The sequence below is a fragment of the Marinobacter sp. LQ44 genome (genome assembly GCF_001447155.2).
In the GTDB taxonomy this organism is placed as follows: Bacteria; Pseudomonadota; Gammaproteobacteria; order Pseudomonadales; family Oleiphilaceae; genus Marinobacter.
Genome location: NZ_CP014754.1, coordinates 3,161,146 through 3,174,127, shown reverse-complemented (window position 1 = coordinate 3,174,127; position 12,982 = coordinate 3,161,146). Strand labels below are relative to the sequence as shown.

The 12,982-nt window shown below is 54.0% G+C and carries 6 protein-coding genes, 2 tRNA genes and 3 rRNA genes; 2 read left to right on the top strand and 9 right to left on the bottom strand.

Translation table 11 applies throughout. The annotated features are described in order from the left end of the window. Nucleotides 1-2: 2 nt before the first annotated feature. The 9 genes from ASQ50_RS14520 to tyrS form a co-directional block, all read right to left on the bottom strand. Entirely contained in the window at nt 3-554 is a 552-nt protein-coding gene (locus tag ASQ50_RS14520; RefSeq protein WP_058092609.1) for a hypothetical protein, read from the bottom strand. After that, entirely contained in the window at nt 551-1,636 is a 1,086-nt protein-coding gene (locus ASQ50_RS14515) for a hypothetical protein (protein WP_227513181.1), read from the bottom strand. Before ASQ50_RS14515 ends, ASQ50_RS14520 begins: the two co-directional genes overlap by 4 nt. Next, the gene (locus ASQ50_RS14510; RefSeq protein WP_058092610.1) at nt 1,636-2,838 is read right to left on the bottom strand and encodes a DUF6160 family protein; all 1,203 of its coding nucleotides are present in this window, start codon (nt 2,836-2,838) and stop codon (nt 1,636-1,638) included. Before ASQ50_RS14510 ends, ASQ50_RS14515 begins: the two co-directional genes overlap by 1 nt. A gap of 212 nt (nt 2,839-3,050) precedes the next feature. Then, nucleotides 3,051-3,164, bottom strand: a 5S ribosomal RNA gene (rrf, locus tag ASQ50_RS14505). A gap of 106 nt (nt 3,165-3,270) precedes the next feature. Next, nucleotides 3,271-6,162 (bottom strand): 23S ribosomal RNA (locus ASQ50_RS14500). A gap of 297 nt (nt 6,163-6,459) precedes the next feature. Next, nucleotides 6,460-6,535: transfer RNA gene (locus ASQ50_RS14495), tRNA-Ala, on the bottom strand. 96 nt (nt 6,536-6,631) lie between these two features. Then, nucleotides 6,632-6,708: transfer RNA gene (locus tag ASQ50_RS14490), tRNA-Ile, on the bottom strand. A 245-nt stretch (nt 6,709-6,953) separates the two neighbouring features. Next, nucleotides 6,954-8,494 (bottom strand): 16S ribosomal RNA (locus ASQ50_RS14485). Together the 16S, 23S and 5S rRNA genes with 2 tRNA genes alongside form the textbook arrangement of a ribosomal RNA operon. A 477-nt stretch (nt 8,495-8,971) precedes the next feature. After that, nucleotides 8,972-10,174 (bottom strand): tyrosine--tRNA ligase, encoded by a 1,203-nt coding sequence (tyrS, locus tag ASQ50_RS14480; RefSeq protein WP_058090722.1) that lies wholly within the window; start codon nt 10,172-10,174, stop codon nt 8,972-8,974. A 313-nt stretch (nt 10,175-10,487) separates the two neighbouring features. On the opposite strand from tyrS, the gene ASQ50_RS14475 reads away from it, so the two are divergent. Beyond that, nucleotides 10,488-11,879 carry an OapA family protein gene (locus ASQ50_RS14475; RefSeq protein WP_058090728.1) on the top strand — a complete coding sequence of 464 codons (1,392 nt, stop codon included), beginning with the start codon at nt 10,488-10,490 and terminating at the stop codon, nt 11,877-11,879. A gap of 2 nt (nt 11,880-11,881) precedes the next feature. After that, a complete protein-coding gene (locus ASQ50_RS14470) occupies nt 11,882-12,982 on the top strand; it encodes an anhydro-N-acetylmuramic acid kinase (RefSeq protein WP_058090721.1) in 1,101 nt (366 codons plus the stop codon).

Below are 12,982 nucleotides of genomic sequence, written 5' to 3'. Positions count from 1 at the left end.
CCTCATGGGTTTCCGTCCGGAAAGACCAGGAGATTGCCCTGCATGATGACATCACCCTGCATCTGGATCGCAAAAATGTCGGTCTGGATGAACCCAGGATCGGTCGGTCTGGCGGTGCTGCTCGCCGCGACCTTGAAATGAACATCGGTAAACCGAACCGTATCTGGCAACCCGAGCTCAATCACATCTCGATCAAACAGCTCACCGTCGCCGCCAAACCCCGAATCGATCTTTCTTACCCTTAGCGTTAACCCCTCAAAAGCAAATAACCCGCGAATTTCATCAAGAACCATCCAACCGCCGTCTTCTTTCAGGCGGTAGGCGAATCGGGCGCCGCATTTTTTGTCGCTATCATCGCACCGGCCAAAGTAAGCGTTCTCTACCGGCCCGCCCATCTCATTGATGCTGATGTCACCCGACAGGTAGATTCCGCCCTGTCCTGCCACCTTCGACAAAGCTTCATCTCCCAGCGGGGCCATCTCCGCTCTGAGCGGCAAGGTGAGGACTAGCATCAGTGACAGCGAGAGAACAGGAACTGCGTATGGAAAAGTCATGGCGCCAGGTCCTTTGTCTGTATTTGCAGATGCTGTATCAGCATGCCTTCAACCCGTGCCGCACCGAAATCACGATCGCCAACACTGAAGTTACCAATCTGGAGGTTGCTTCGATACTCAGGGTTGCTGTAGTAGTCCTGGTAGAAATCCCAGGTTTGGGCATTACTCCCTGCCCTCAGTCCGTTTGCAGCAATTTGACCGGCTCCCGGGGAGCGAATGGTTTCCACCTCGAGGATGAAGTTTCCGCCGCCATCAACGTCGAAAAATACCGGCTGTAGGCTGTTACCAATCGCCAGCTCCAGCGCAAAATCCGACATGGTAATCCGTGACCCACAAGCCGTTCCGTCCTGCGTACAGGCATTGATCGACACTTCGGGTGAATAGAAGTTGAGTTTGAACTGACCTGCCATCTGCCTGCGCTGGTCGTCGCCCCACAACCGCAGGTAGCTGCCATCAATAACAGCACTACGGGCATGAATATTGAGATTGGCCGACCTGTCGTCACCGACCGCTACGTTCATTTGCATGCCAATATCGGCGCGCTCGCCAATCCATTCGGCTGTGGCTGGCCGGCTGGAACATTGGCCACTGCCAGCTGCGGCCGACGCGCCCATGCAGTCGAAGCCCTCGGTCCCCGAAATTTTTCCTGGCGCAGCCAGTTCAAGAACCGCCCTATTGGGAACACCAATGCCATTACCATCAACAATATCAATTCGCCAAGGATTAACCAGCCGCCCGAGATTCACCGGCGTCAGGTTTTCCCCATAATTGGAGTTGGCGCCTGCGATATACAGGTGGTTGACCGTGATATCCACTTCCCGACCATCGGTACTCTTGATACCGGATATACGGAAGATGCGCGCCTGATTGCCATCGGCGTCCGGCCGGTCGGTGCCGTGTGAAAAAGTAAAATTGTCGAATACCAGACCGATACCCGCACCATCGATTTCCGACATTTCTGACTCTGCAAGACGCTCCAACTCCGCCAGAGCGGAGGACGGCGCGATAGCAAGCATCATCACAAACACCGCAATCAGGACCGGTCCGGCGCCGACAATGCACCGAAACATAGAGGCGCTCATCAGAACAGCCCCCTACCGCGATCGATGTACTCGGTACGATAACGATCGGTGCCATTCAGGGCTTCGTTAAGGTTCACCTCAGTAGCGCCGTTGGGAATATTGAAGAAAGCTCCGGAGGTTGCCCGTATAAAATCCTCTACAGTCAGATCGCTTTTCTTGACGTCTTTCAGCCAATCGAGATCTTTGGTCTGGAATGAAATGAAGGCGCCATCCGCTGGCCCGGTTAACCTGCGCTCGCCGTTAACCTCCTCTACCTGGCCAATCGGGAAGCTGTTGTACATGTCCAGATCAAAACAGGCGTCAATGCCTAACACTCTGCAGCCGTCGGCATACACGTAGATATCACCGGAGCCGCAGCTAAAGAATGAACAATTGGGAACCTCTATCTCCGAGCTCGAACCCCAGCCAATCAGGTTTCTAACCGACCAGCGGGTGAAGCTGCCCGCGTTCTCCAGAACGAATTTTTCTCCGTTGGGGATGCCGATGTGCTCTGCTCTTATTGGGTCAAGCTCACCCACCCGAGGATCATTATCATCGCCGTAAACCAGCTGCGCTTTGGTTGCGAGGGGGCTGCCGCCTTCCAGAAGGGGGGTCAGCAGTACAATCAGTTGATCAAAAAAATTACCGCTCGAGCTGGCATCCCGCAGGCCTTCCCCGCGGTCGATGATGTCGACATTGACATTACCGGTCAGGGTTTCAATTTTTCCCGACAGCACCCCCATGGCCTCACCAAAGCCAAGGCGAACACCAACCACCTCGTTGGTCGCCTCATCAAATGCAAACTCGAAAAAGGGGTTATCGATCATGAACGGAACGATTTCGTTCTCATTATAGGAAGAGCCATCCGGGCGATACTGCCTCGCCGCTTTGGGATTACGCTGATAGTAGGCCTGGTTGTTGATATAGCCGAGCGCAAAATCCCTTATCAAGACGTCCGAAGAGCCGGCCTTCTCACCTTCCCGTTCATAACGTCCAAGTTCCAGAACATCAACATTGGTCTGGATTTCGATATCCATGCCAAGGTTAACGCGGGTATAAGAGGTAGTGTTGTCCGGATCGGGATGGTATTGGCGATCAACCGAAAGGAATGCTTGCCCGGTGACTTCCGACATCTGTTCATCGGAAATAGGCTGAAGACCTGCTTCGGCGAATACCGGCAGGGAAACAATGGCAACAACAAATGCCTGCAGTTTTTTACTCATAGCCACACCCTGCGCCGTTTCTTGTTATTGACGGCATCGATTAAATGACTGATGAGTGTCTCTGAAGCTGGCTCTTTTTATATTCCGGGTCGGCCAGTCTTTACCGAATGTTAACTTTGTTTGCAGGTTGTAGCTGTGCGGCGAGTCATACTTTCGAAAACACAAATAAAAAAGCCCCAGCATCAAGGATGCTGGGGCTTTTGGTATTAAGAGCCTGACGATGACCTACTCTCACATGGGCGAACCACACTACCATCGGCGCTGGTCTGTTTCACTTCTGAGTTCGGGATGGGATCAGGTGGTTCCAGACCGCTATGGTCGTCAGGCAAAACGGATGATCACTGGGAAGGACGAGATGGAACGTGATGTTGATTTCGTTTGAGCGTGGCTTTCGCGTTGCTCTGCGTTATCCGCAATTGTCTTGGGTGTTATATAGTCAAGCCGCACGAGCAATTAGTACTGGTTAGCTCAACGCCTCACAGCGCTTACACACCCAGCCTATCAACGTCCTGGTCTTGAACGGCTCTTCAGGAGGCTCAAGGCCTCAGGGAGATCTCATCTTGGAAGGGGCTTCCCGCTTAGATGCTTTCAGCGGTTATCCTGTCCGAACATAGCTACCGGGCAATGCGTCTGGCGACACAACCCGAACACCAGAGGTTCGTCCACTCCGGTCCTCTCGTACTAGGAGCAGCTTTCCTCAAATCTCCAACGTCCACGGCAGATAGGGACCGAACTGTCTCACGACGTTCTAAACCCAGCTCGCGTACCACTTTAAATGGCGAACAGCCATACCCTTGGGACCGGCTTCAGCCCCAGGATGTGATGAGCCGACATCGAGGTGCCAAACACCGCCGTCGATGTGAACTCTTGGGCGGTATCAGCCTGTTATCCCCGGAGTACCTTTTATCCGTTGAGCGATGGCCCTTCCATACAGAACCACCGGATCACTATGACCTACTTTCGTACCTGCTCGACGTGTCTGTCTCGCAGTCAAGCGGGCTTGTGCCATTACACTAACCGCACGATGTCCGACCGTGCTTAGCCCACCTTTGTGCTCCTCCGTTACGCTTTGGGAGGAGACCGCCCCAGTCAAACTACCCACCACACAGTGTCCTCAACCCCGATAAGGGGCCAGAGTTAGAACCTCAAACATGCCAGGCTGGTATTTCAAGGTTGGCTCCACCGGAACTGGCGTCCCGGGTTCAAAGCCTCCCAGCTATCCTACACAAGCATGCTCAAAGTTCACTGTGAAGCTATAGTAAAGGTTCACGGGGTCTTTCCGTCTAGCCGCGGATACACCGCATCTTCACGGCGATTTCAATTTCACTGAGTCTCGGGTAGAGACAGCGCCCCCATCGTTACGCCATTCGTGCAGGTCGGAACTTACCCGACAAGGAATTTCGCTACCTTAGGACCGTTATAGTTACGGCCGCCGTTTACCGGGGCTTCGATCAAGAGCTTCGCACGAGTGCTAACCCCATCAATTAACCTTCCGGCACCGGGCAGGCGTCACACCCTATACGTCCACTTACGTGTTTGCAGAGTGCTGTGTTTTTAATAAACAGTCGCAGGGGCCTGGTATCTTCGACCGGCTTCCGCTCCACCCGCAGGGGCTTCACGTACACACCGGCGTGCCTTCTCCCGAAGTTACGGCACCATTTTGCCTAGTTCCTTTACCCGAGTTCTCTCAAGCGCCTTGGTATTCTCTACCTGACCACCTGTGTCGGTTTGGGGTACGGTCTCGAATAGCCTGAAGCTTAGAAGATTTTCCTGGAAGCAGGGCATCAATGACTTCGCGCCCGTGGGCACTCGTCGTCGCGTCTCAGGATTGTGGACCCGGATTTGCCTAAGTCCACTCCCTACTCGCTTAAACCGGGACAACCGTCGCCCGGCTCACCTAGCCTTCTCCGTCTCTCCATCGCAGCTATCCAAGGTACGGGAATATTAACCCGTTTCCCATCGACTACACCTTTCGGTCTCGCCTTAGGGGCCGACTCACCCTGCGCCGATTAGCGTTGCGCAGGAACCCTTGGTCTTCCGGCGTGCGGGTTTTTCACCCGCATTGTCGTTACTCATGTCAGCATTCGCACTTCTGATACCTCCAGCATGCTTCTCAACACACCTTCGCAGGCTTACAGAACGCTCCCCTACCCCGCATACAATGTATGCAGCCGCAGCTTCGGTGACCAGTTTGAGCCCCGTTACATCTTCCGCGCAGGCCGACTCGACTAGTGAGCTATTACGCTTTCTTTAAAGGATGGCTGCTTCTAAGCCAACCTCCTAGCTGTCTGAGCCTTCCCACATCGTTTCCCACTTAACTGGTACTTTGGGACCTTAGCTGGCGGTCTGGGTTGTTTCCCTCTTCACGACGGACGTTAGCACCCGCCGTGTGTCTCCCGGATAGTACTCACAGGTATTCGGAGTTTGCATCGGGTTGGTAAGTCGAGATGACCCCCTAGCCGAAACAGTGCTCTACCCCCTGTGGTATTCGTCCGAGGCGCTACCTAAATAGCTTTCGGGGAGAACCAGCTATCTCCGGGCTTGATTAGCCTTTCACTCCGATCCACAAGTCATCCCCTGGCTTTTCAACGACAGTGGGTTCGGTCCTCCAGTGCCTGTTACGGCACCTTCAACCTGCTCATGGATAGATCGCCCGGTTTCGGGTCTATGCCCAGCGACTAATTCGCCCTATTCAGACTCGGTTTCCCTACGGCTCCCCTAAACGGTTAACCTCGCCACTGAACATAAGTCGCTGACCCATTATACAAAAGGTACGCCGTCACAGAACAAGTCTGCTCCGACTGCTTGTACGCATACGGTTTCAGGGTCTATTTCACTCCCCTCACAGGGGTTCTTTTCGCCTTTCCCTCACGGTACTGGTTCACTATCGGTCAGTCAGGAGTATTTAGCCTTGGAGGATGGTCCCCCCATGTTCAGTCAACGTTTCTCGTGCGCCGACCTACTCGATTTCACTGGACTCAGGTTTCGGATACGGGGCTATCACCCACTATGGCGGCACTTTCCAGAGCCTTCTCCTACCAGTTGTCCAGCTTAAGGGCTGGTCCCCGTTCGCTCGCCGCTACTTAGGGAATCTCGGTTGATTTCTTTTCCTCGGGGTACTTAGATGTTTCAGTTCCCCCGGTTCGCCTCTTACACCTATGGATTCAGTGTAAGATACCTAGCCGAAACTAGGTGGGTTTCCCCATTCAGAGATGTCCGGATCACAGCTCGTTTGCCAGCTCCCCGAACCTTATCGCAGGCTTCCACGTCTTTCATCGCCTCTGACTGCCAAGGCATCCACCGTATGCGCTTAGTTGCTTGACTATATAACCCCAAGACAACTGATCACGATTCAACATCCTTCACCAGGCAAGCCTGATAAAGAACCCTGTTTCGAGACAGCCACTTGAAGCAATAGAACAACCACTTCAACGACAACACCGGATAACGCTTGAAATCGCTATCACTTTGAACAGTTTCTCTCGGAGATAATGAGAGAAATCTATTCGTGTTCTATCTCGTCCAATTTGTTAAAGAGCAAATCTGACCCAGTGATCAGAAAGGAAGGCTTCATCGATATGAAACATTCGTTTCTGTACACTGACTTTCGTCAGTAAAGTTTGGTGGAGCTAGGCAGGATCGAACTGCCGACCTCCTGCGTGCAAGGCAGGCGCTCTCCCAGCTGAGCTATAGCCCCAAGAAGCTATCTACAAGAATTTTGCTGATCTAGGCGTCGAAGTGCGCCGCATAGCCTGCTATGCAAGTGCTTCGACAACGACGAGCAGCGAAATTCTGGTGGGTCTGGGTGGACTTGAACCACCGACCTCACCCTTATCAGGGGTGCGCTCTAACCACCTGAGCTACAGACCCGGTTTTGCTTGTCTTCGAACCGCCTGTACTGCGTTGCAGCTTTCGCTCAATCGGTCACGTACGTGTGTACGCTCCCTCTTTCACTCAACCTGCGCCTTGCCAGCCGCTCCGAATCCGGCGCCAAACCCCGAGACTGACTCAGCGTTTGTGGCAAACCGATATCGGGCCTGCAAAGACCCTTTTGCTCTCTTTATTAGCCAACCAAGTAATTCGTGTGGACTCTGACCGAAGCATTCGGCTTCGTTTAAGGAGGTGATCCAGCCGCAGGTTCCCCTACGGCTACCTTGTTACGACTTCACCCCAGTCATGAACCACACCGTGGTAATCGTCCTCCCGAAGGTTAGACTAACTACTTCTGGTGCAATCCACTCCCATGGTGTGACGGGCGGTGTGTACAAGGCCCGGGAACGTATTCACCGCGACATTCTGATTCGCGATTACTAGCGATTCCGACTTCACGGAGTCGAGTTGCAGACTCCGATCCGGACTACGACGCGTTTTAAGGGATTGGCGCACTCTCGCGAGTTGGCAGCCCTCTGTACGCGCCATTGTAGCACGTGTGTAGCCCTGGCCGTAAGGGCCATGATGACCTGACGTCATCCCCACCTTCCTCCGGTTTGTCACCGGCAGTCTCCCTGGAGTTCTCAGCATTACCTGCTAGCAACCAGGGATAGGGGTTGCGCTCGTTACGGGACTTAACCCAACATCTCACGACACGAGCTGACGACGGCCATGCAGCACCTGTCTCAGAGTTCCCGAAGGCACCAATCCATCTCTGGAAAGTTCTCTGGATGTCAAGGCCAGGTAAGGTTCTTCGCGTTGCGTCGAATTAAACCACATGCTCCACCGCTTGTGCGGGCCCCCGTCAATTCATTTGAGTTTTAACCTTGCGGCCGTACTCCCCAGGCGGTCAACTTAGTGCGTTAGCTGCGCCACTAAGACTTCAAGAGTCCCAACGGCTAGTTGACATCGTTTACGGCGTGGACTACCAGGGTATCTAATCCTGTTTGCTCCCCACGCTTTCGCACCTCAGTGTCAGTGTTGGTCCAGGTAGCCGCCTTCGCCACTGGTGTTCCTTCCTATATCTACGCATTTCACCGCTACACAGGAAATTCCACTACCCTCTACCACACTCTAGTCAGACAGTTCGAAATGCCGTTCCCAGGTTAAGCCCGGGGCTTTCACATCTCGCTTATCAAACCACCTACGCGCGCTTTACGCCCAGTAATTCCGATTAACGCTTGCACCCTCCGTATTACCGCGGCTGCTGGCACGGAGTTAGCCGGTGCTTCTTCTGTGAGTAACGTCAATCCCAAAGGGTATTAACCTTTGAGCCTTCCTCCTCACTGAAAGTGCTTTACAACCCGAAAGCCTTCTTCACACACGCGGCATGGCTGGATCAGGGTTGCCCCCATTGTCCAATATTCCCCACTGCTGCCTCCCGTAGGAGTTCGGGCCGTGTCTCAGTCCCGATGTGGCTGATCATCCTCTCAGACCAGCTACGGATCGTCGCCTTGGTAGGCCTTTACCCCACCAACTAGCTAATCCGACTTAGGCTCATCCAGTAGCGCAAGGTCCGAAGATCCCCTGCTTTCTCCCGTAGGACGTATGCGGTATTAATCCGGGTTTCCCCGGGCTATCCCCCACTACTGGGCAGATTCCTAAGCATTACTCACCCGTCCGCCGCTCGTCAGCGGGGTGCAAGCACCCCCTGTTACCGCTCGACTTGCATGTGTTAAGCCTGCCGCCAGCGTTCAATCTGAGCCATGATCAAACTCTTCAGTTTAAATCATACAAGAACCCGTAAGCTCTTAATTCTTGCTCAAGACAAAACTCAATTTCGACGAGTCACTGTCCTGATATTTCGTATCCGAAATACCTCGGCCAGCGCCCACACGAATTACTTGGTTAACTTTTTAAAGAGCGTTTGAGCTGTTGCTCAATCAAGGCCGCGTATTCTACATCGTTCCGCCACCCTGTCAACCGTTTATTTTTCGCTGTTTCCGCTTCCGAAAACCGCCGAAAAACTGCCCGGCTTACTGCTTGTTTCGAGGCGCGCATTCTACACTGAACCGCTTCCCTGTCAACCGCTTTCTGAAGAATCTTCAAAACATTTTCTTCAGCGCTTTCAAGCAGTTATCACTAAGGTTTTGCCTCTTCTCAGTGGCCAGCCCCTCAAGCGAGATGCGCATTCTACAGACCTCTGCTGAGGAGTCAACGGCCAATCTGAAATTTTTTCAAATTGGCCGTAACCAGCCTTACTTCACTCGACAATGACCACCCGGGCAATCTTCTTCTTGCCCGCCTGGACAACGCAATCATCGCCTTTGACAAACTTGCGATCACCTTCAAACTGCTTGCCATCTATATAGACCGCACCACGACCAAGCACATCTCTTGCAGCAGCGCCATTTTTCACCAGCCCAGCCAGGCGAAGCACCGCCGCCATCGGCATATCATCCTGCCCCTCGAGAGAGACTTCTACCAATGGTACGTTTTCCGGAATCTCCCCAAGCGCAACCCGATTGCCGGCAGACTTGTGAGCGGTTTTTGCTGCCTCTTCATCATGGAAGCGAGTAATCAGCTCTTCGGCCAGCAATTTCTTATAGTCCTGCGGATTAGCGCCAGCTTCCGCCTCAGCACGGAACTGCTCCACTTCCGCCATCGGCCGGAAGCTCAGCAATTCAAAGTAGCGCCACAGCAACTCATCTGGCATCGACAACAGTTTGGTGTACATTTCACCCGGGGAATCGTTAACCCCAATATAGTTACCCAACGATTTGGACATCTTCTGTACACCGTCCAGACCCTCAAGAATCGGAACAGTAATGATGGCCTGGGGCGCCTGTCCATAATGCTTCTGCAGAATCCGGCCCATCAGCAAATTAAACTTCTGGTCAGTACCACCCAGCTCTACATCGGCCTCCAGCGCTACGGAGTCGTAGCCCTGAATAAGCGGATACAGGAACTCATGGATGGCAATCGGCTGCTCGGCCCTGTAACGCTTAGTGAAATCATCACGCTCGAGCATCCGTGCAACGGTATACTGACCCGCAAGCTGGATCATGCTCGCGGCATTCATCTGGCTCATCCATTCGGAATTAAATACAACCCGCGTTTTCTCCGGATCCAGAATCTTGAACACCTGCTCTTTGTAAGTAATGGCGTTCTTGCGAACCTGCTCTTCTGTTAAAGGAGGACGCGTTGCACTTTTCCCGGTGGGATCGCCGATCATTCCCGTGAAGTCACCAATCAGGAAGATGATTTCATGGCCAAGATCCTGGAACTGGCGGAGCTTGTTGATCAGCACGGTGTGGCCGAGATGCAAATCAGGGGCGGTCGGATCGAAACCCGCCTTGATCCTCAGCGGCCGATCTTCTTTAAGCTTTGCAATCAACTCCTCCTCGGGAATCAGCTCGTCAATACCGCGCTTGATAACGGCCAACGCTTCCTCAATTGTTGCCATGAACCTATCGTCCCCAGTTTGACTTGGTGTCAGGGTTTGCCGGCAACCGTTACAGACTTCAACAAAACAAATCTGTGTTTAACCGACACCCTTGTTACAGTGTGAATGCTCATTTTTCAAACAATGCGAGCAATAAAAGGACCGGCATTATACCAGCGGCAAGCAGTTTTGTACGACCAGACACCCGCTCAACCGTAATGTTCGACACTGTCCTGATAATGTCATATGCGGTAATCTGTTTGACTATACTTGATCTAGCGCTTTAATTAGCTATTACAACTTGCTGGAATACCGATAAAAACGGGTGAGCCACGTGCTTAAGACATTCCCCAAAACACATATTACCCTGGCTGCGGCGGCGACGATTGTAGTCTCTGCTGCAGTACTGATGAGCCCCAGCGCTGACGTCGAAGCCAAGCGCATGTCATATACCATTGACCTCGAAGAGGGCCTGGTGTCAGGCGTGGCACCGAAAGACACCAGCTCCGGCCAGGGCCAAGAAGCCAACGACACTCCGTCCCAAGGTGACAAAGTTGAAAGTACCGGGCAGTCAATCGCTCAGGCAGGTCGCCCAGCAAAGCCCGAGGCCCCAAAGGTCGACTGGCAGGAGTTTCGTGTTAAGTCTGGCGATACGCTGTCTTCCCTATTTCGCAAGGCCGGCTTCAACGATGGCATCATGCTATCGGTCATTCATGGTGAAGGCGAAGCAGGCAAACTTCAGCGTCTGTACGCCGGGGAAGACATTCGCTTCGGCGTTGATGCCGACGGGCAGTTAGTGGCCGTGGAATTGCAACGCAGCCGGCTGGAAACCCTCAAAATTTCAAAGGGCGAAAACGGCTTCCGTGGCCAGACACAGGTTCGCAAACCGGAGCCGCGCCCAGCGTTTGCTGCCGGCGTGATTGATGGCTCTCTCTATCTTGCAGCCAGGGACGCGGGACTGAACGACAGGCTTACGATGGAACTGGCCGGGATCTTCGGCTGGGATATCGACTTTGTTTACGATGTCCGCAAGGGTGACAGTTTTGAGGTGGTATACGAAGAACTGTATATCGACGGTGAAAAATTTGATACCGGCCGAATTCTTTCTGCACGCTTTATCAACCGTGGCACCGAGAATGTGGCCCTGCTGTATACAGACAACAACGGCGACAGTGACTATTACACGCCGGAAGGCAAAAGCATGCGCAAGGCGTTCCTGAGAGTTCCAATCAACGCCCGCGTGTCATCGCCCTTCAACCTGCAACGCCGACACCCGGTGCTGGATGTGGTCAGACCACATGAGGGCACCGACTACGCCGCGCCCCCGGGTACGCCGATCAAAGCCGCCGGCAGTGGCCGGGTGCAGTTTGCCGGCTGGAAAGGCGGCTATGGTCGCACCGTGGTTTTGCAGCACGGCGACAATATCACCACCCTGTATGCTCATATGAGTCGACTGGGCAAAGGCGTCAAGAATGGCACTCGGGTAAAACAGGGAGACACCATTGGCTATGTCGGCTCATCTGGAATGGTGACCGGGCCTCACCTGCATTACGAGTTCCGGGTCAACGGAGTTGCCAAGAACTCCCGCACGGTCAAGCTACCCGATGCCAAGCCAGTGCCAGGCTCTGAAATGGCCCGCTTCCGCCAATTTACCGAGCAGCGACTCGCCCAGTTCAATGGTTTCCGCGAAAGTGGTCGCCAACTGGCTCTGGCCTCGGATAACTGATCATGACCTACTGGCTCGGCCTGATGTCAGGCACCAGCATGGACGCGGTTGACGCGGTGCTGGTGTCTTTCACTGGCCGGCACCTCGATATTCACTCCACCCTTTCACTACCCTACCCCGAACAGCTCAGACAACGACTCCTTCTGGCCACGAAAAACCAGTCAGACACCGACGAGCTCGGTGAACTGGATACGCTGGTAGGCCAGCACTTTGGTCATACCGCAAAGGAAGTGATCCAGCGCTCGGGTCTGACGCTCCGGGATATTCGCGGCATCGGCAGCCATGGGCAAACGGTACGCCACCAACCGACCGGCCCGGCCCCCTTCTCACTGCAGATTGGCAATGCTGCCTGTATTGCGGAAACCACCGGACTGACCACGGTCTCGGATTTTCGCAGCCGAGATCTTGCCGCTGGCGGCCAGGGTGCACCTCTTGTACCTGCGTTTCATCAATGGCTGTTTGCTTCAGAAGAGCAGGATCGGTGCATCCTGAATCTTGGAGGAATTGCCAATATCACCTGGCTTCCAGCCGCTGGCCGTAAACCGGTGATAGGATTTGATACCGGCCCGGCGAATGCCCTGCTTGACGCCTGGTGCCTTGACCAGACCGGGCGTCACTACGATGAATCCGGACACCTGGCAAGCGAGGGTGCTGTGCATTCGGAGCTGTTAAGCAGCATGCTTTCTGACGCCTATTTCAGCAAGCCAGCGCCAAAAAGCACCGGCAAGGAGCGCTTCAACCTCGACTGGATCCGAACCCATTTGCAGCGGTTCCCCGATCTGGCTGCTGAAGACGTCCAACGGACCTTACTACAACTGACCGTCATTACCATTCTGAAGCAGTTGCCACAGGAATCCGCCAATATGACGGTTTACGCCTGTGGCGGTGGAACGTTCAACAGGTTAATGATGAATGAACTCAGAGTCGGACTGGGATCGGTAGCGCTGACCACAACAGCTGATCTGGGGCTGGACCCGCAATGGGTTGAGCCGGTGGCGTTTGCCTGGCTGGCCAGGCAAACCCTTGAAGGGCAGCCGGGAAACCTGCCCGAGGTCACAGGCGCCAGAGGCCCGCGGGTGCTGGGCGCGATTTACCCAGCCTGA